Genomic DNA, 18549 nt, shown 5'->3' with positions numbered 1-18549 from the left:
GTGGTCGGTCAGCCGGCCGAGAGGTCCGCCATGATCGCCGGGATCTCCGCCAGCAGTTCCCGCGCCAGGAAACCGAGCGTGCCCATCTTTCGCGCCAGCCGGTGCCCAGCCTCCGCGTGCAGCCACACCGCCCAGGCCGTTGCCTGCACCGGGTCCGCGCCGCGCGCCAGCAGCCCGGCCAGGATCCCGCCCAGCGTGTCGCCGGAACCGGAGGTGGCCAGCCCGACATGGCCGTGGGTGCAGAGCAGGGCCTCGCCCTCCGGCGCCACCACCCAGGTCCGCGAGCCCTTCATCGCCACCACCACGTCCAGCATCCCTGCAGCCTTGCGCGCCGCGGCGAGCGGATCGGCCGTGACCGCGTCCCGCTCCATGCCCAGCAGCCGCGCCATTTCCCCGGCATGGGGCGTGATCACGCAGCGCCCGTGATGGCGGCGCAGCAGCTCCGGGTAGGATGCGAGTTCCCCGAGGGCACCGGCATCGATCACCACGCCCGGCCCCGGTTCCATATGCCGCAGCAGCGCGCCCAGCAGCGCGGCCGCCCCGTCCTCCGGCATGCCCGGCCCGACGAGAAGGGCGGCGCAGCGGGAGAGGCGCGGCAGCAGGGCGTCGGCTGCACCTGGGGCGATCAGCCCATCCTCCGTCTCGTCCAGCGCGATCACCAGGGCTTCCGGCGCCGCGACGGCGAGGTGCGCCGCGACGGAGCGCACGCTGGCCAGGCGCAGCTTGCCCGCGCCGGCGCGCAGCGCCCCCTCGCCGGCCAGCAGCACGGCGCCGGGCACCTCGGCGCAGCCGCCCACCACCTGCACCGTGCCGCGCGCGGACTTGTCGTCGTCCTCCGCCGGGATCGGCAGGGGATGGGCGCGCAGCCAGGCCGGATCGATCAAGGTGCCACCGCCTTCGCGTCAGGCTCCGCCGTCACGGGCGTTCCCTCCCGCTCCAGCGGCACGACGAAGTTGTAGCGCGCCAGGGTCAACGCGCCGTTGGAACCGGCGGAAGGATCGAAGCGGTATTCCGTGATGCCGCAATTCGGCACGTCGCCCTCGCGGTCGATCGCCAGGATCCCCTCCTCCGTCATGTTCTCCAGCAGGTAGCGCAGGCACAGCACCACGACCTGGTGCCCGACAATCGCCACGCGCCGGCCGGCGTGGTGCAGGCTGATCGTGTCCAGCGCCGACCGCAGCCGCAGGATCACGTCGCACCAGGATTCGCCGCCGGGCGGCCGGTGGTAGAACTTGCCGAGGATGCGGCGGAACTCGGCCTGCTCCGGCATCTCCTGGCGGATGCCGTGGGTGGTCAGCCCGTCCAGCACGCCGAATTCCTTCTCGCGCAGCCGTTCGTCGATCACGAAGTCGTCCGGCGCCACGGGCAGCCCGCCCGCCTCGTGGATCAGGGCCGCGGTCTGCCGGGCGCGGCGATAGGGGGAGCAGAGCACCACCTCCGGCCGCTCACTCTCCGGCATGGAGGCGAACCAGCGGCCGAGCGAGAGGGACTGTTCCTGCCCGAGCGGACTCAGCGGTACGTCCACGTCGCGCCCTTCGAGGGCGATTCGCGCCGCGTTGCTACGGTGCGCCGCGTCGCGCGCGACGTTTCCCGCACTCTCGCCGTGGCGGATGATCCAGAGGGTATCGGGCCAGCGCTGGGCCTGGAGCATGGGGCGGGGTTCCTTCCCAGCCCCAACGCCGGGCCGGAGGGTGGGTTGAGTCCGCTACCCCTCGCCCTCCAGCCGCGCGATCCCCTCCTCGGAATAGCCGAAGTGGTGGGCGATCTCGTGGATCAGCACGTTCCGGACGAGCCGGAACAGATCCTCCCCGCTCTCCACCCACTCCACCAGGATGGGCTCGCGGTAGAGAAGGATGGTGTCGGGCAGCGCCGGCGCGTCGAGGGCGGATTTGTCGGTCAGCGGCACGCCCCGGTACAGGCCGGTCAGTTCCCAGGGATGCTCCAGCCCCATCTCGGCCAGGGTCTCGTCGTCGGGGATCTCCTCCACCAGAATGGCGGCGCCGCGCACCGCCTCCCGCAGGGGTTCGGGAATGGCCGCGAAGGCGGTTTCCGCCAGTTCGGCCAGGTCCTCGGCGGTCGGTGGGGTGCCCCAGCGCACGCCGCTCGGCATCTCGGTGTTCGGCATGCCGCAAGGGGGCCATAACGGGGCCCCAGGTCAAGGAAAAGCGCCAGTGTCGAAGGTCGATCCCCTCTCCCCGGCCCGCCGCGCCGAGCTGCCGGCGCTTCTGCCCCTCTGGTCCCCGGCGGAGGGGCGCGACGCCATCCGCCGGGAGTTCCGCTTCCGCGACTTCTCCGAGGCCTTCGGCTTCATGGCCCGCGTGGCGCTGCTGGCGGAGATGCAGGACCATCACCCCGAATGGTCCAACGTGTGGAACCGCGTGGAGATCGCGCTGACCACCCATGACGCCGGGGGGCTGAGCGAGCGCGACATCCGCCTGGCCGCCTCCATCGACGCGCTTCTCCCCTAGGCATCTCCGTTCCGATCCAGGAACTATGGGGCCGGCCCGTGAACCTCGGGCGGCCCGGCAGGAGCGCCCATGCCCGAAACCATCGACTTCGGTTCCCTCAGCCTCCGCTTCCTGCGGGACAAGCACGACACGGGCGGCAGCCTCGACCTCTTCGAGCTGACGCTCCAGCCGGAGGGGCGCATGCCCGTGCCCCACTACCACGAGGCCTGGGAGGAGACGGTCTACGGCCTCTCCGGCACCATCGCCTTCACTGTGGCGGGGGAGACCCACGAGCTGACGCCCGGCCATTCGCTCTTCATCCCGCGCGGCGTCGTCCACGGCTTCCAGAACCACAGCGGCGCGGTGGCGAAGTGCCTCAGCGTCCTCACCCCCGGGGTGCTCGGCCCCGAGTACTTCCGGGAACTGGCCGCACTTCTCCGCGCCGGCCCGCCGGATGCGGCGAAGGTCGGCGAGATCATGCGCCGCCACGGGCTGGTGCCCGCACCGCCGGGCTGACCGCGGCCTGACGCAAACGGGCGTTGCATGCGGCGCCCGCCTCGCGCAGCCTCTCCCCAAGGTCGCCGAAGCGGCCATGCCAGAGGAACGCCATGCCCATCACCCGCCGCGCGGCCCTGGCCGCACCCGCTCTCCTCGCCGCCCGGCCGCTGCTGGCCCAAGGGAGCAGTCCGGGGAGCAATCCGGGGAGCGGCTTCCCCAGCCGCGCCGTTCGCATGGTGGTGCCCTATACCCCCGGCGGCGTCTCCGACATCACCGCCCGCCTGATCGCCGAACCGCTCGCGGCCCAATGGGGCCAGCCCGTGCCGGTGGAGAACCGCGCGGGGGCGGACGGCATCATCGGCACCGAGGTCGTCGCCAAGTCCACGCCCGACGGCCACACGCTGGCCCTCGTCTCGGTCGGCCACCCCGTGAACGCCGCCTTCTACCGGCTGCCCTACGACACGATGCGGGACTTCTCCTTCGTCACGCTCACGACGAAGACGCCGCTCGTCCTCGTCGCCGGCAAGGGATTCCAGGCGAGCACGCCCGCGGAGCTGGTGGCGCGCGCGAAGGCGGGCGGCCCGGGCAGCGTGACCTTCGCCGGCACCTCCGGCGTGGTCCGGCTCGCCCCGCTCCTCTTCGCCCAGCGCGCGGAGATCGAGATGACCTACGTGCCCTATCGCGGCTCCACCCAGGCGCATCCGGACCTCATGGCCGGGCGCGTGGACGTGATGTTCGACACGGTCCCGGCCGCCCTCGCCCACATCCAGTCCGGCAGCTTCAAGGCGCTGGCCACCACCGGCGCCGCCCGCGCGCCGCAGCTGCCGGACGTGCCGACGCTCGGCGAGGCCTTCATGCCGGGCTTCGAGGCCTCCACCTGGGGCATGGTGATCGGCCCCGCCGGCATCCCGGACGCGGTGCTGGGCAAGCTCTCCGCCGATTGCGGCGCAGCGGTCATGCGGCCGGACGTGGTGGCCCGCCACGCGACGCTGGGCGCGGAGGTGATCCGCTCCACGCCCGAGGAGACCCGGCGCTTCGTGCAGGCGGAACTGGAGAAGTGGGGCGATGCCGCGCGCAAGGCCGGCATCCAGCCCCAGCAGGCCGGATAAGGCAGGATGAATGGAACACAGATGCCCCTCTCCCGACGCGCCGCGCTCGCCGCGGGGCTGTCCGTGACGGCCGCCACGGCTGAGGCCCAGCCGCAGGAAGCCGCCACGATCCTCGCCCCGGGCGGGGTGCTGCGGGTGGCCATCAACTTCGGCAACCCCGTCCTCGCCCAGCCCGATCCGGCGACCGGGGAGCCACGGGGCGTCTCCGCCGCCCTGGCGCGGGAACTGGCGCGGCGCCTGGGCGCGACCATCCGCTTCTCCACCTACGACGCCGCCGGCAAGGTCACGGACGCCGGCAAGCGCGGGGAATGGGACCTGTGCTTCCTGGCGATCGACCCCGTACGCGCGCAGGGCATCGCCTTCACCGCGCCCTATGTGGTGATCGAAGGCACCTACATGGTGCCGGACGCCTCGCCGCTGCGCGCGGTGGAGGAGGTGGACCGGCCGGGGATCCGCGTGGCCGTCGGCCGGGGCAGCGCCTACGACCTTTACCTGACTCGCGCGCTGAAATCGGCGGAGCTGGTGCGCGCGCCGAGCTCGCCGGAGGCCATCGACCTGTTCCTGCAGCAGAAGCTGGACGCGGCGGCCGGCGTCACCCAGCCGCTGGTGGCCTATGCCGCCGCGAATCCGGGAATGCGCGTGATTCCCGGCCGCTTCATGGTGATCGAGCAGGCGGTCGGCATTCCCGGCGGACGCGAGGCCGCGCTGCCCTATCTCCGCGCCTTCGTGGAGGAGATGAAGGCCAGCGGCTTCGTCGCGCGGGCGCTGGCCGAAAGCGGGCAGAAGGACGCCGCCGTGGCCCCGCCCGCCGCCTGATCGCGAAACAACGGAAGCTGCGCTAGCATCCGCCCATGCGCAGCTTCCGCTTCGTCACCCTCGACGTCTTCACGGACCGCCGCTTCGGCGGCAACCCGCTCGCCGTCTTCCCCGATGCTCGCGGCCTCTCGGACGCCGAGATGCAGGCCCTCGCCGCCGAGTTCAATCTCAGCGAGACCACCTTCGTCCTGCCGCCGGAAGATCCCGCGAACACCGCGCGCGTGCGGATCTTCACCCGCAAGTACGAGATGCCCTTCGCCGGCCACCCGAATGTCGGCACGGGCTTCGTGCTGGCGCAGGAATCCGTCGCCCGCCGCCTCGTCTTCGAGGAGATCGCGGGGCTGGTGGAGATCAGCCTGGACCGCTCCGAGGAGGGGGCGGTGACGAACGTGACGATCGCCGCCCCGCAGCCGCTCCTTCTCGGGGAAAGCTTCGATCCCGCCGCGATCGCCGCCTGCGCCGGCCTGGCGCCGGACGATGTGCTGACGAGCACCCATCCCCCGCTCCACGCCGGCACCGGCAACCCCTTCGTCATCGCGGAGGTGGCGCCGGACGCCCTCTCCCGCGCGCAGCCGGATTTCGGCGCCTTCCGTGCCCTCGCCACGGCCCATCCCGGGCTGCAGGGCCGCGTCGGCCTCTATCTCTACGCCCATGACGGGGGTGGCCGCGCCCGCGCGCGGATGTTCGCGCCCCTCGGCGGCACGGTGGAGGATCCGGCCACGGGCAGCGCCGCCACGCCGCTGGCCGCGCTGCTGCTCTCCCTCTCCGGCGCTCCGGAAGCGCGGCTGGACATCACCCAGGGCGTGGAGATGGGCCGCCCGAGCCTGCTGCGGACCACCGCCCGGCGCGCGGCGGACGGCATCCGGGCCACGGTGGGCGGACCCTGCGTCCCCGTGCTGCGCGGCGAGGCGATCCTCTAGGGGCTGGCGGTCCTCAGCCGCCCCGCGGCGGCACGAGGCTCTGCAGGGCCCGCACCAGGCCGCGCTGGGTGACCGGCTTCTCCAGCCGGGTCCGGCTCTGGTAGCTCGGCTCGTCCACCAGCCGCACGTCGCCCGTCGCGAAGAGGAAGGGCACGCCCAGCTCCTCCAGCCGGTCCGCGACGGGATAGGCCGTCTCGCCATCGCCGAGATTCGCGTCCAGCACCGCCACGTCGAGGGCGCCGGCCTCCCGCTCGATGAGGTCCAGCGCCCCGTCCACGTCGGGCACCGGCCCCAGCACCACCGCGCCGGCCTGGCGCAGCCAGCCATCCATCTCGTCCGCGATCACGTACTCGTCCTCGACCAGGAGGACACGACAGCCTGCGAGCGGGCCTGGAGCATCGGGCATCGAAGCGGTCATCCGGATGGTATGTTGCGGCGTGGCCGCAGCGCCTGCCTTAACCTGCGGCGCGGTGAAGGCCCAGCCCAGGCCGCCTACCGGCAAAATGATCGCGCCCGCGGCAGGCGCGCCGTCAGGCCAGCGGCAGCTCGATCCGGCAGCGCACGCCCTTCGCGTCCAGCCGGTAATCGGTGGTCGCGCGCAGGGCGTAGGACAGGGCCTTCTCGATCAGCTCGCGGCCGTAACCGCGCCGCCCCGCCTCGGGCGGCACCTCGTACCCCGTCTCCTCCCATTCCAGCACGAGGGATCGGCGCCCCCGGCCGGTCTGGCCGATGAACCAGCGGACGGAGAGCTGCCCCTCCTCCCCCTTCAGCGCCCCGTACTTCACCGCATTCGTCGTCAGCTCGTGCAGCGCCAGGGCGAAGTTCTGCACCTGGCGAGAGGTAAGCCTCACCTTCGGGCCGTTGATCGTCACCTTCGGAGGCTCCGCCTGCGCATAGGCCTCCAGCTCCGCGCCGATGAGCGCGCCCACCTCCACCGTGTCGCTGCCTGATTGGCTGAGAAGCCCCTGCGCGCGGCTGAGGGCCTGGAGCCGGCTGCGAAAGTGCTCGACCGGACCGACCTGGCCCAACGTCCTGCCCGCCACCGCGGAAACCACGCCCAGCAGGTTCCGGCCGCGGTGCTGCAACTCCGCCACCAGCACCTCCAGCCGGGCGGCGCTCGCCTTCTCCTCCGTCACGTCCTTCGCGATGCCGGCCAGGCGCCGCACGCGGCCCGACTGGTCCGGCAGGGGGAAATCGGTGTTGCGGATCCAGCGCAGCTCGCCGTCCGGGGGGCGGAGGATGCGGAACTCGAAGTTCGCGCGCGCACCGTCCCGCACGGAGAGCAGCCGCTGCACCACCATCTCACGGTCGTCGGCATGGACCAGCGCGGCCCAGGACTCCAACGTGTTGTCGGCCAGCTGCTCCTCCCGGCTCCGGCCGTAGATGGGCTCGAAGGCGGGGCTGAGATACTCGAAGCCCAGGGTCGCGGCGTCCCGCATCCAGATGAGGTCGGAGGAGGCCTCGCCGAACTGCCGGAACCGCTCCTCGCTCTCGCGCAGCCGCTCCTCCGCCGCCCGGCGATCCGTGGCGTCCCGGCCGATCTTGAGGAAGCCGCGCAGCTCGCCGGCCTCGTCGTGCAGGGCGCGGAGCGAGCCCTCGATGAAGACGCGGCTGCCATCCTTGCGGAGATGCCAGCGGATGTTCGGGGCCCACCCATGCTCCATGGCGGTGAGGACTTCCTTCCTCGGCTCGCCCTTCGCGCGGTCCTCGGGGGTGAAGAGGACGGCGCCGGGCCGGCCCGCCACCTCCTCCGCGGTCCAGCCGAAGACGGCGGCCGCGCCCGGCAGCCAGTCGGTGATCTGGTCGTCGCGGTCGGTCACGAAGATCGCGTAGTCCAGCGCCGTCTCGACGGTCAGGCGGAAGCGCTCCTCCGCCAGGCGCAGCTGGCCGAGCTTCAGCAGCCGGTCGATCACCGGCCCGAGGATGATGGTGTAGGTACGGAGGAACTCCGCATCCTCCTGCCCGAACTCTCGCGGCCGCGTGTCATCCGCCTGGAGCAGGCCGAAGGCCTTGCCGCCCGGCAGCAGGATGGGCGCGTTGACGGAGGCGACCACCCCGGCCGCCCGCATGAACTCCGGGACCGAGAACCGGTCTTCCGCCCGGATGTCCCGCATGATCACGGGCCTTCCGGCCGTGATGGAGTAACTCTCGGACGACTGCTCGCCCATAGGCAGGCGCAACTCCCCGACAATGCCGGGATCCCATCCGATGCCGGCCCGGACAAGGAAGGACTGCCCGCCCTCCTGGATCTCGAGGATCTTGGCCCGGGCGGTCCCCAGCGCCTCCGCCACCAGCCGGCACGCTTCGTGGAGGATTTCGTCCAGGTTCTCGGACCGTAGAGCGAACTCGCCGAAATCGGCCAGGAGCCGCTGTCGCCTCACCATCGCGTTGTCGTCAGCCATCGGGGCCACGCACCCTTCTTCACGATCGGGGCTTCGTCCGCCGGCACCATCCCCGCGCAAGGCGCCGGCCGTCCGGCTCCTGCCGCGGACGCCGCAGGGCTGAACGCGCCCGGCACCGTTCCGATGCCTGGGGCAGCGGCTAGCAAGCATCAACCCTGCCAGGGCGTCCCTATGCGCCGGCCATGGCCCGCACCGCCGCCGCATCCATCCCGGCCGCGCGCATCTCCCGCAGGCTTCGCGCCCCGTCCCGCTTGGCCAGGCGGCGGCCATCCGGCCCCAGCAGCAACGCGTGATGACGATAGGCCGGCTCCGGCCAGCCCATCAGCACCTGGAGCAGCCGGTGCAGGTCCGTGGCGGGGCGCAGGTCGTCCCCCCGCGTTACCAGCGTCACCCCCTGCAGGGCGTCGTCATGCGTCACGCAGAGGTGGTAGGAGGCGGGCGTGTCCTTCCGCGCCAGCACCGCGTCCCCGAAGCGGGCGGGGTCGCAGCGCAACCGCCCTTGCCCGAGTTCCTCGTAGGAGAGCGGCCCGCCGGCGGCGGCCAGCGCCGCCGCCATGTCCAGCCGCAGCGCATAGGGCTGGCCGGAGGCGATGCGCGCCGCCCGCTCCGCCGGGAGGAGGCGCCGGCAGGTTCCGGGATAGAGCGGCCCGTCCGGCCCGTGCGGCGCCGCCCCGATCGCCGCCACCTCCCGCGCGATCTCCGCCCGCGTGCAGAAGCAGGGATAGAGCAGCCCTCGGGAGGCGAGCGAATCCAGCGCCGCACGGTATTCCCGGAAATGCGCGGATTGGACCCGCACCGGGCCATCCCAGTCCAGCCCCAGCCAGGCCAGGTCCTTGGTGATGGCGTCCGTGAATTCCGGGCGGCAGCGCGTGCGGTCGATGTCCTCGATCCGCAGCAGGAATCGTCCGCCCCCCTCCCGCGCCGCGTGCCAGGCCAGCAGCGCCGAATGGGCGTGGCCGAGATGCAGGTAACCGGTCGGGCTGGGCGCGAAGCGCGTGGTCGGTCTTGCTGCCATCGCGCCCCCCGGGTTAGCGGGGGTCATCAAGGAAGGGAAGCAGGATGGCCGAACTGGACGGACCGCGCTGGGGACCCGCGAGCAAGGGCAAGCCGAAGCAACTCGTCCTGCTGCTGCACGGCGTAGGCGCCGACGGCAACGACCTGGTCGACCTCGCCCCGCAATGGGGCCGCGCGGTGCCGGACGCCCTCTTCATCGCGCCGCACGCTCCCTTTCCCTATGCCGGCGCCCCCTATGGCCGGCAGTGGTTCGACCTGAGCGACCGGATCCCCGCGCGGATGGAGGCCGGGGTGCGCGCCGCGGCCCCGCTGCTGGACGCCCTGATCGCCAGGGAATGTGCCGCCGCCGGCCTGCCGGAGAGCCATGTCATGCTCATGGGCTTCTCCCAGGGCGCGATGACCGCCCTGTTCTGCGGCCTGCGCCGCACCGCCCCGCCAGCCGCGATCCTCGCCTTTTCCGGCCTTCTTCTGGCCCCCGAGTCGCTCGGCGCGGAGCTGCGTGGCCGCCCGCCCGTGCTGTTGGTCCATGGCGAGGCCGACGAGGTGGTGCCCGCAGCGGGCAGCCGCGCGGCGGAGCGCGCGCTGCGCGACGGCGGCGTGCCCGTGGAGTCCGTCTTCTCCCCACGACTCGCCCACGGAATCGACGATGCGGGCCTCTCGGCGGGTGCCCTGTTCCTTCAGCGCGCCGCAGCGGGACTTCCCGAGGCCTGATCCGCCGCGTGAACCCTCCGTGAATCCGGGCGCCCGGCCCTGCCAGCACCCGGGCGCGTGAGTTGCGCCCCCGGCGGCCCGCTGTCATCTTCGCATGCGTTACGGGCGGCGCCACTTGATCTGGGGCCCGACCGCCCGGCCGAGCCCCAGCGCTTGTGACGCCGCGTCTCCGGCAGGGAGCAGCGCGTGCCAGACGGTTCACACGGCGGCCCAGGTTTCGGTGGTGGCTTCGACGACCTTCCGGTCTTCGGCGGGCCGGGTACGCGCAACTTCCCGGCCCTGGTGCTGAACGCGGATTTCCGGCCCCTGTCCTACTTCCCCCTCTCCATCTGGTCCTGGCAGGACGCGGTGAAGGCGGTGTTCCTGGACCGGGTGAGCGTGCTGAACGAGTACGAGACCGAGGTCCACTCCACCAGCCTGACGATGCGCCTGCCGAGCGTGATCGCGCTGAAGGAGTATATCCCCGCCGCCCGGCGCCCGGCCTTCACCCGCTTCAACGTCTTCCTGCGGGACCGCTTCTCCTGCCAGTACTGCGGCCGCGACCACGCGGCCCCGGACCTGACCTTCGATCACGTCATCCCCCGCAGCCGCGGCGGCCGAACCACCTGGGAGAACGTCGTCGCGGCCTGCGGTCCCTGCAATCTCCGTAAGGGATCGAAGCTGCCGCGGGAGATCGGAATGCTGCCCCGCCAGGTCCCCCGCCAGCCTACCAGCTGGGAATTGCAGGAGAACGGCCGGGCCTTCCCGCCCAACCACCTGCACGAGAGCTGGCGCGACTACCTCTACTGGGACAGCGAACTGGAGAGCTGAGGCCCCGCCTTGGACCGTCTCCTGTTCTCCATGTGGCGGATCTGGCGGAACCCGCCGTCCCGCATGAAGCTGATCGTGATGCTGGCGGCGCTGGCCCTGGCCATCGGCCTCGTCCTGGTGGAGCGCAGGGTCGGCTGGCCCGACTGGATGCGGGTCGAACGGACGCCCCGCCCCCGCCTGCCGCATCTCTGACCCGAGGCCCCGAGGCCACCCTCGGCCTACCCCCCGGGGCGGCGGCAGGTTAGAAGGCGCCATGCTCCGTCGGGTTGCCCCGCTTCTCGTTGCACTCCTCCCGCTCCTGGCCGCTTGCGCGGGCCGCGTCGCGCCCGATCGCGGGGTCGAGGAAGCCTTCGCCCGCCTGCCGGAGGAGATCGGCGGCTTCCGCAAGCAGCGCCCGGATGGCGATGCCGGCCGCACCACCATCGCCCGCTACGACAGCCCAACCCACGCCACCGCTTCCATCCACGCGCTGGAGCCCACGCGCCGCGCCGATGCCCGCGACGGAGAGGAGGGGCCGGAAGTGGGCCAGGCCGTGGAGGTCTTCGCCCGCGCCGCCGCCGTGGATGCCGCCTCCCGCCGGGAGAACGCCACGCTGCGCCACTTCGGCGCCCGCGTGGCGGAGGCCGGGCCCGCCGCGCGCTGCCTGGATATCCAGCTGCGCGGCGCCGTCCCCCGCCGCCAGATCGGCTGCGCCACCATGCTCCAGCGCCGGGTCTTCCTCGTGATGATGATGGCCCCGGAGGCCGCCGACCCCCGCCGTGGGGCGCGCGACCCGCTGCTCGCCGTGACGCTCCGCCTGATCGGCGCCCTCTCCGGCCTTCCGCCGGAGCCCATGCCGGCCGCGGAGCCGCCGGAAGCCCCTGCCCCCGTCGTCGCGCCACCGCCGGCTCCCCCGCCTGCGCCCCGACGGCCGAGGCCGAGGCCGGCGCCGGCCGGACCGATGTGGCGGGCCTGATCAGGGGTCGAAGACGGCCCCAAGGGGCTCCGCCCCCTGGACCCCCGCCAGGAGCCTGAGGCTCCTGGACCAGCATCGGGCTGCCCCGGAACTGACTTGAGCTGTCAGCTGACGACGATCAGCCTTTGCCTGCCCTTGCAGTCGCCTCGGCTCCACGAGCCGAGGCGCACCGTCAGCGCAGTATTCCCGAAGTCTGGAAAAGATGATGGCGAGTGGTCCGGGGAGAGGGAGAATCCCTTCTTCCTTTTTCCGGGACAGACCGCCCTCAGACGCGCTCGCTCACCTTGATCGCCACCTTGCACCCGGCCTTGATGGCCGCAGCCAGGAGCTTGTAGGCCGGGGCCAGTTCCGCCTCGTTCTCCAGCCCGATGTCGCGGTGTTCCAACTCCTCCTGCCGGAAGCGATCGATCTGGTCGCGCAGCGGCTGCTCGTCCTCCCCAAGCGTGGCGTGCTGGGCGGCGTAGTGCTCGTCGATCGCCTCCTCCACCGCCACGGTGCAGGCCATGGCGCCGCGGTGCCCGATCAGGGCGGTGGCGGCGCCGAGTGCGAAGCCGGCCACGTGCCACAGGGGCAGCAGCGCCGTGGGCCTTACCCGGCGCTGGGCGATAAGGCGGGTGAAGGTGTCGAGGTGGACCTGCTCCTGCTCCTTCATGTGTTCCAGCAGGGGGCCGTACTTCGTGCGGCCGAGCACGGCGAGCTGGCCCTCGTAGATGCGCTTGGCCCCGTATTCCCCGGCATGGTCCACGCGGATAGTGCGGGCCACGTATTCGCGTGGGGTAGGGTCTCCGGGCAGGCGGTCCTGCAGGGTGGTGCGGCGGTCCTGGCTCATGCGCGGGCTCCCTGACGTGATCCCCTGCCAGCCCAGGTAAGGGCCAGCGCGCCCAGCGCAAGCGCATAGGCCAGGTTCATCGCCGCCAGGGAGATGGGAAGGCCGGGGATGGGGTAGGCCGCGGCGTCGCAGGGCTTGTCCGGCTTCGCGGCCAGGCTGCGGAGAAGGTCGTCCACGCTTGCGGCCACGCCCACATCCGGCGCGGCGCAGGAGGCGAGCGGGCTGGGCCACCACCCCTGCTCCACCCCCACATGCAGCCCCGCGATGGCGCCGGAGACGAGCACGGCGCCCCCCGCCAGCGCCAGCAGCGCGCGGGAGCGGAGGCCGGCGGCCAGCACGGCGATCGCTGCCGCCGCCCAGTAGGGCCAGCGCTGCCACAGGCACAGCGCGCAGGGCGCCATGCCCAGGAAGCGCTCGGATGCCAAGGCCGCGATCGGGGCGGCGGCGGAGAGAAGGGCGACGAGCGCCGCGTGTTGCCGGGTGGTCATGCCGGGCGCAGGCTGGTCCCGGGCCCCGCGCCCGGCAAGCCCTGCCCGTGCATGGCGGCGATCCGCCGGGTCAATGATGGGCAACAGGAGGAAACATGCGGACCACCGTCAGCAAGGCGCATGGCGCCACCTACGACGCCGGGCTGCGCGGCTTTTTCGCCTATCGCGACCTGGGCGCGAAGGAGGCCACGGGCGGCACCCACGCCGCTCACATCATCCGCGCCGTCCCCGGGGAGGGCCCGAAGCCCCAGTGGCACACGCACGCGCTGGGGTTCCAGCTCGTCCTCGTCCTGCAGGGCTGGGTGCGGTTCGAGTACGAGGACATCGGCGAGGTGTTGCTGGAGCGGGGCGACAGCGTGCTGCAACCCCCGGGCGTGCGCCACCGGGAGGTGGAGCACTCCGACGACCTGGAGATGCTGGAGGTCACCTCCCCCGCCGCCTTCAGCACCGCGGAGGCCGAGGCCCCTTCCCGGGCCGCCTGAAGGATCCCGCCCCGGCTGGACGGAGCGCCCCTGGCCGTGGCATCTGGTTCTTCGCGCGGGTGTGGCGGAACGGTAGACGCGGCGGACTCAAAATCCGCTTCTGGCAACAGAGTGCCGGTTCGAAACCGGCCACCCGCACCAGAGACACGGCGGTCAGGCCGTCGGGTTCCCCCAAAGATGCGGTGTCAGCCCAGAAAATGGCAGCGGCTCACCGTTCCGACCAAGATATGGTCGTTGCGGCCCTGCGACTGAAAGGCTGCCCAGAACACGAACACCCAACAATCCTGATGCCCTAACCCGCAGTCTCAAAAGCTATATTTCTGTCTAATTATTAAACATTTTCTTTGTACTCGGTTGTGCCTTGATGCCCAGATGCTCGTCATTTAGACTCGAAGTGCCGCTTTTGGGAAAAGACTCAGAGTGAACCTAGGGCTGGATGTCAGAAGTAGCGCCGACGAGCAGATGGCCTCCGACAACAGCTTCCCGTTCATCTTTGCTGTCGGATTGGCTTTCCTGCTTTGGGCAGGGCTTCTGGGAGCCGCCACGATGGTCTTGGGCTAGGTCCGGATCAGATTACCTGTTCCTGATACCCTGCCGCACTGCCGCTTCCGGCCGGCCTGCGGAGCAGCTTTCCTCGCCCCCACGAGAGCAATCGTTTCGAACCCGGACTGTCATCAAACCGGGCATGAAGCGACTCTTAACGCCAAGTAATCCCTCCCCCTGAACCGCACCGCCTGCGGGGGGAGAGATCACATGGCCACCATCGCGTCCCAACTCCTCTGGACGAACGACAGCTCCGGCACCGCGGCCGGCGGGGCAGAGGTCATCGCCTACGACGCGGCCACCCAGCTCGTCCTCGTGCTCGGCGCCAGCGGCGTCGAGGCGCTGGATGCCGCCACCGGCACGCCGCGCTTCGCCCTCCCCTCCTCCGTACTGGGCGCCCTCGGAACCGGCAACAGCGTGGCCGTCTCCGGCGACGTGATGGCCGTGGCCTATGACAACGCGACCGATGGCGGCAACGGCACGGTCGCCATGTACCGCATCGCGGCCGGCGGCACGGGCGCCACCCTGATCCGCACGGTCGAGGTCGGCGCGGTGCCGGACATGGTCACCTTCACCCCCGACGGCACACGCCTTCTCGTCGCGATCGAGGGCGAGCCGAACGACAACTACGGGGTGGACGCCTCCGGCGACCCCGTGGGTGGCGTGGCCGTGATCGACGTGGCCACCGGCACGAGCAGCTTCCTCGGCTTCGGCGGCTTCGACACCGAGGCGCTGCGCGCCGCCGGCGTCCGCATCACCGGCGTCGAGGGCGTCACCGCCGCCACCGACCTCGAGCCCGAGTACATCGCGGTCTCCCCCGATGGCAGCAAGGCCTACGTCACGCTGCAGGAGAACAACGCGATCGCGGTCCTCGACCTCGACACGATGGAGTACCAGGGCGTCTACGCCCTCGGCACGAAGGACCACTCCCTCGCCGGCAACGGCCTCGACACCTCCGACCGCGACAACGGCATCAACATCCACACTGCCCCCCTCCACGGCATGTACATGCCGGACGGCATCGCAACCTTCGAGCAGGGCGGCCGCACCTACCTCGTCACCGCGAACGAGGGAGACGCCTCCGAGTGGGGCGACTACAACGACGTGGTCCGCCTGAAGAACGCCAACCTCGACCTCAATACCTTCGGCGGCCAGGCGGCGGTGGATGCCCTGAAGGCCGACGCCGAGCTGGGCCGGCTGAACATCTCCGCCGTGGACGGCGACACGGACGGCGACGGCGATATCGACGTCCTTCACACCCTCGGCGCCCGTAGCTTCTCCATCTGGGAAGTCACGGACACCGGCCTGACCCTGACCTTCGACTCCGGCGACATGATCGAGAGAATGCTGCTCGCCAACGCGCCGGCGCTGCTGGACGACGGCCGCTCCGACGACAAGGGGCCCGAGCCGGAGAGCATCACCCTCGGAACCGTCGACGGCCAACTCTACGCCTTCGTCGCGCTGGAGCGCTCGGACGCGGTGATGTCCTTCGCCATCACCTCCCCCACCTCCGCCGAGTATGCTGGCATCATTGGGGTCGAGGACGCGCCGGAGGCGATCCACTTCGTCTCCGCCGAGGACGCCCCCGCGGGTACCGGCCCCCTGCTGCTCTCCCCCAGCGAGGGCAACGGGAAGACCACCGCTCATGAGCTGGCGGCGGTGGACGGCAACTTCACCCTGCAGATCCTGCACGCCTCCGACTTCGAGGCGGGGCTGGCCGCCACCACCCGCGCCGCCCAGTTCGCCGCCATCATCGACAAGCTCGAGGACGGGGCGGCCAACAGCATTACCCTCTCCTCCGGCGACAACTATATCCCCAGCCCCTTCAACGCGGCCGAGACGGACCCGACCGTCAAGGACGAGCTGATCGACCTCTACGCTTGGCTGCTGGGCGTTCCCGCCGCCAGCCTCTCCGGCCTGGCGCTGAACCCGGCGGCCGTGGACATCGCCATCATGAACGCCCTCGGTGTCCAGGCGAGCGTCTTCGGCAACCATGAGTGGGACTTCGGCTCCACCGCCGTGGCCAATGCCATCGATTTCGCCAAGGGCACCGGCACCACCTCCGCCGCCGTGACCTCGATCGGCGCGATGTTCCCCTACCTCTCGGCGAACCTCGACTTCACCAACGACGCCGCGATGCGCAACCTGTTCACTGCCGCGCTGCGCGACGCCTCGACCTACGCGACCACCGCGGGCGACCTGGCCACCCCGGAGGCGCTGAACGCCGAGGCGGCGGACCAGCAGGTCGCCCCCTGGACGGTCATCACGGAGAACGGCGAGAAGATCGGCGTGCTCGGCGTCACCACCCAGCTCCTCGCCTCCATCTCCTCCGTCGGCGGCGTCACGGTGAAGGATCCGGCCGGTGACGGCGGCGTGGACAACATGGACGAGCTCGCGTCCATCCTGCAGCCGCTGATCGACCAGATGACGGCCCAGGGCCTGAACAAGATCATCCTGCTCAGCCACCTCCAGCAGTACCAGAACGAGCTGGAACTCGCCGGCAAGCTCAGCGACGTGGACGTGATCATCGCGGGCGGCAGCCACGCCGTCTTCGCGAACGAGGGCGACGCGCTGCAGCCGGGCGACACGGCGAGCGAGACCTACCCCGTGATCGTCGAGGACGCGGACGGCAAGTCCACCGCCATCGTGAACACGGGCAACGAGTACTCCTACATCGGCAAGCTGACCGTCACCTTCGACGCGAACGGCGACATCATCCCCGACAGCATCACGGACGCGAATTCCGGCGCCATCGCCGTGAACGATGCGGCCGTGAAGTCCCTCTGGGGCAACGAGGACGCCTATGCGGACGGCACCCGCGGCGGCGAGGTGAAGGCCGTCACCGACGCCATCGCCGACGTGATCGCGGCCAAGGACGGCAACGTCCTCGGCTACACGGACGTGTACCTGGAGGGCCGCCGCGGCGAGGTCCGCACCGAGGAGACGAACCTCGGCAACCTCTCCGCCGACGCCAACCTCTTCGTCGCCAAGCAGGTGGATGCGGGCGTGACCGTCTCCATCAAGAACGGCGGTGGCATCCGGGCGGAGATCGGCTCCTACGGCCTCGGCGCCGACGCCCCCGAGCTGCCCCCGCAGGGCAACCCGGATGCCGGCAAGCCGGTGGGCGGCGTCAGCCAGCTCGATATCGAGAACTCGCTGCGCTTCAACAACGCCCTCTCCATCGTCACCCTGACAGCGGCGGAGCTGGAGCGGGTCTTCGAGCACGCGGTGGCCGCGACGGGCCCGAACGCCACACCCGGCCAGTTCGGCCAGTTCGGCGGCGTCTCCTTCAGCTTCGACGCCTCGCTCCAGGCCCAGCGCCTGGATGCGACCGGCGCGGTGCTGCAGGAAGGCGAGCGCGTCCGCAACCTCGTCATCCTCGATGATGCCGGGCACGTGCTGGACACGATCGTGCGGAACGGCGAGCTGGTGGGCGATGCCGGCCGGGCCATCAAGGTTGTGACGCTGAGCTTCCTGGCGGACGTCCCGGGCGGCGACAGCTATCCCATCGGCCTCTATGCCGACAGCCGGGTGGACCTGCTGAACAATGCCGCCCTGACGGACGGCGCGGCCACCTTCGCCGCCAAGGGCAGTGAGCAGGACGCCTTCGCCGAGTACCTGAAGGCGGTGCACGGCACGACCGCAACGGCCTTCGACGAGGCCGATACCACCCCCGCGGGCGACGAGCGCATCCAAAACCTCGCGGCCCGCGCGGACACCGTCCTCGGCACCCTGGTGGACGGCACGGGGGTTGACCGGGTGTTCGGCGGCGACGGCCGGGACAACATCCAGGGCGGCAACGGCAACAACACCCTGATCGGCAACGCGGGCGACGACCAGATCTTCGGCGGCGCCGGCGACAACCGCCTCATCGGCGGCCTCGGCGACGACTACATGGCCGGCGGCGCGGGCGATGACGGCTACGAGGTGTTCAGCGCGGGCGACCGGATCTTCGAGAAGGCCGATGAGGGCTCCGACCGCGTCACCGCCTGGATCGACTACACGCTGGGCAACAACGTCGAGAAGCTCATCATGGCCGGCGACGCGGTCTCCGGCACGGGCAACGCCCTGGCCAACCGCATACTCGGCACGGACGGGGACAACATCCTCTCCGGCCTGGGCGGGGACGACACGCTGATCGCCAATGGCGGCAACGATACGCTGATGGGCGGCGCCGGCTCCAACCGCCTCACCGGCGGCGAGGGGGCGGACACCTTCCGCTTCGACGCCCCGGCCGGCCCCGGCAACCTGACCCGCCTGATGGATTTCGCTTCCGGCGAGGACCGGATCGAGCTGGACGGGGATGCCTTCGCGGCCCTGACGGCCAGGGGCGCGATCGACCTCGCCGCCTTCGGGACGGGCCGGGTCGCCGCCACGGCGGAGCAGCACGTCCTCTTCGACGCCGCGACCAGCGCCCTCTACTACGACGCGGACGGCGCCGGCGGTGCGGACGCCATTCGCTTCGGCACGGTCCAGGCCGGGGCGGCCGTCACCGCCGCCGATATCTGGGTGGTCTGAGCCGACC

19 protein-coding genes and 1 tRNA gene are annotated in these 18549 nt (G+C 71.4%); 12 read left to right on the top strand and 8 right to left on the bottom strand.

Annotated features, from left to right (window positions below; all coding sequences use genetic code 11):
* Nucleotides 1–8: 8 nt before the first annotated feature.
* Genes J5Y10_RS04590 through J5Y10_RS04580 form a run of 3 tightly spaced genes read right to left on the bottom strand, consistent with a single transcriptional unit; the run spans nucleotide 9 to nucleotide 2125 of the window.
* The gene (locus tag J5Y10_RS04590; RefSeq protein WP_209371151.1) at nucleotides 9–884 is read right to left on the bottom strand and encodes an NAD(P)H-hydrate dehydratase; all 876 of its coding nucleotides are present in this window, start codon (nucleotides 882–884) and stop codon (nucleotides 9–11) included.
* Complete coding sequence (locus J5Y10_RS04585; RefSeq protein ID WP_209371150.1) at nucleotides 881–1651, bottom strand: histidine phosphatase family protein; 771 nt, start codon at nucleotides 1649–1651, stop codon at nucleotides 881–883. The genes J5Y10_RS04590 and J5Y10_RS04585 overlap by 4 nt, the downstream gene beginning before the upstream one ends.
* A gap of 54 nt (nucleotides 1652–1705) precedes the next feature.
* Nucleotides 1706–2125 (bottom strand): metallopeptidase family protein, encoded by a 420-nt coding sequence (locus tag J5Y10_RS04580; RefSeq protein WP_245214291.1) that lies wholly within the window; start codon nucleotides 2123–2125, stop codon nucleotides 1706–1708.
* A 46-nt stretch (nucleotides 2126–2171) separates the two neighbouring features.
* Here J5Y10_RS04580 and J5Y10_RS04575 point away from each other — a divergent pair, with 46 nt between their 5' ends.
* From J5Y10_RS04575 to J5Y10_RS04555, 5 genes are all read left to right on the top strand, one after another.
* Nucleotides 2172–2468, top strand: a complete 297-nt coding sequence (locus J5Y10_RS04575) for a 4a-hydroxytetrahydrobiopterin dehydratase (RefSeq protein ID WP_342452840.1) — start codon at nucleotides 2172–2174, stop codon at nucleotides 2466–2468.
* 69 nt (nucleotides 2469–2537) lie between these two features.
* Nucleotides 2538–2963 carry a cupin domain-containing protein gene (locus J5Y10_RS04570; protein ID WP_209371148.1) on the top strand — a complete coding sequence of 142 codons (426 nt, stop codon included), beginning with the start codon at nucleotides 2538–2540 and terminating at the stop codon, nucleotides 2961–2963.
* Nucleotides 2964–3055: 92 nt separating this feature from the next.
* On the top strand, nucleotides 3056–4054 hold the full coding sequence (locus J5Y10_RS04565; protein WP_209371147.1) for a tripartite tricarboxylate transporter substrate-binding protein: 999 nt from the start codon (nucleotides 3056–3058) through the stop codon (nucleotides 4052–4054).
* Nucleotides 4055–4075: 21 nt separating this feature from the next.
* On the top strand, nucleotides 4076–4870 hold the full coding sequence (locus J5Y10_RS04560; RefSeq protein WP_209371146.1) for an ABC transporter substrate-binding protein: 795 nt from the start codon (nucleotides 4076–4078) through the stop codon (nucleotides 4868–4870).
* Between the two features lie 35 nt (nucleotides 4871–4905).
* Nucleotides 4906–5790, top strand: a complete 885-nt coding sequence (locus J5Y10_RS04555) for a PhzF family phenazine biosynthesis protein (RefSeq protein ID WP_209371145.1) — start codon at nucleotides 4906–4908, stop codon at nucleotides 5788–5790.
* 13 nt (nucleotides 5791–5803) lie between these two features.
* Here the strand turns inward: J5Y10_RS04555 and J5Y10_RS04550 are convergent, their stop codons facing one another.
* The 3 genes from J5Y10_RS04550 to gluQRS all read right to left on the bottom strand — a co-directional run bounded on the left by J5Y10_RS04550 (nucleotide 5804) and on the right by gluQRS (nucleotide 9207).
* The gene (locus J5Y10_RS04550) at nucleotides 5804–6196 is read right to left on the bottom strand and encodes a response regulator (protein ID WP_209371143.1); all 393 of its coding nucleotides are present in this window, start codon (nucleotides 6194–6196) and stop codon (nucleotides 5804–5806) included.
* A gap of 124 nt (nucleotides 6197–6320) precedes the next feature.
* The gene (locus tag J5Y10_RS04545; protein WP_209371141.1) at nucleotides 6321–8192 is read right to left on the bottom strand and encodes a PAS domain S-box protein; all 1872 of its coding nucleotides are present in this window, start codon (nucleotides 8190–8192) and stop codon (nucleotides 6321–6323) included.
* A gap of 169 nt (nucleotides 8193–8361) precedes the next feature.
* Nucleotides 8362–9207 carry a tRNA glutamyl-Q(34) synthetase GluQRS gene (gene gluQRS / locus J5Y10_RS04540; protein ID WP_209371139.1) on the bottom strand — a complete coding sequence of 282 codons (846 nt, stop codon included), beginning with the start codon at nucleotides 9205–9207 and terminating at the stop codon, nucleotides 8362–8364.
* A 44-nt stretch (nucleotides 9208–9251) separates the two neighbouring features.
* Here gluQRS and J5Y10_RS04535 point away from each other — a divergent pair, with 44 nt between their 5' ends.
* From J5Y10_RS04535 to J5Y10_RS04520, 4 genes are all read left to right on the top strand, one after another.
* Nucleotides 9252–9917 (top strand): alpha/beta hydrolase, encoded by a 666-nt coding sequence (locus tag J5Y10_RS04535; protein WP_209371131.1) that lies wholly within the window; start codon nucleotides 9252–9254, stop codon nucleotides 9915–9917.
* 279 nt (nucleotides 9918–10196) lie between these two features.
* Entirely contained in the window at nucleotides 10197–10727 is a 531-nt protein-coding gene (locus J5Y10_RS04530) for an HNH endonuclease (protein ID WP_245214349.1), read from the top strand.
* A 9-nt stretch (nucleotides 10728–10736) separates the two neighbouring features.
* On the top strand, nucleotides 10737–10919 hold the full coding sequence (locus J5Y10_RS04525; RefSeq protein WP_209371127.1) for a hypothetical protein: 183 nt from the start codon (nucleotides 10737–10739) through the stop codon (nucleotides 10917–10919).
* A gap of 61 nt (nucleotides 10920–10980) precedes the next feature.
* Complete coding sequence (locus J5Y10_RS04520) at nucleotides 10981–11682, top strand: hypothetical protein (RefSeq protein WP_209371125.1); 702 nt, start codon at nucleotides 10981–10983, stop codon at nucleotides 11680–11682.
* A gap of 265 nt (nucleotides 11683–11947) precedes the next feature.
* On the opposite strand, the gene J5Y10_RS04515 is transcribed toward J5Y10_RS04520, so the two are convergent.
* Nucleotides 11948–12511 (bottom strand): demethoxyubiquinone hydroxylase family protein, encoded by a 564-nt coding sequence (locus J5Y10_RS04515; RefSeq protein WP_209371123.1) that lies wholly within the window; start codon nucleotides 12509–12511, stop codon nucleotides 11948–11950.
* Nucleotides 12508–12999, bottom strand: coding sequence for a disulfide bond formation protein B (locus J5Y10_RS04510; RefSeq protein WP_209371121.1), 492 nt, complete (start codon nucleotides 12997–12999; stop codon nucleotides 12508–12510). Before J5Y10_RS04510 ends, J5Y10_RS04515 begins: the two co-directional genes overlap by 4 nt.
* Before the next feature lie 95 nt (nucleotides 13000–13094).
* Between J5Y10_RS04510 and J5Y10_RS04505 the strand changes: the two genes are divergently transcribed.
* From J5Y10_RS04505 to J5Y10_RS04495, 3 genes are all read left to right on the top strand, one after another.
* Nucleotides 13095–13481, top strand: a complete 387-nt coding sequence (locus J5Y10_RS04505) for a cupin domain-containing protein (RefSeq protein ID WP_209371119.1) — start codon at nucleotides 13095–13097, stop codon at nucleotides 13479–13481.
* Nucleotides 13482–13536: 55 nt separating this feature from the next.
* Nucleotides 13537–13622, top strand: a tRNA-Leu gene (locus tag J5Y10_RS04500).
* A 612-nt stretch (nucleotides 13623–14234) separates the two neighbouring features.
* Nucleotides 14235–18542, top strand: a complete 4308-nt coding sequence (locus J5Y10_RS04495) for a choice-of-anchor I family protein (RefSeq protein WP_209371117.1) — start codon at nucleotides 14235–14237, stop codon at nucleotides 18540–18542.
* Nucleotides 18543–18549: the final 7 nt, after the last annotated feature.

Origin of the sequence: Roseomonas indoligenes (assembly GCF_017813365.1) — a bacterium.
GTDB lineage: Bacteria > Pseudomonadota > Alphaproteobacteria > Acetobacterales > Acetobacteraceae > Roseomonas > Roseomonas indoligenes.
This window is presented reverse-complemented; position numbering and strand designations above follow the sequence as displayed.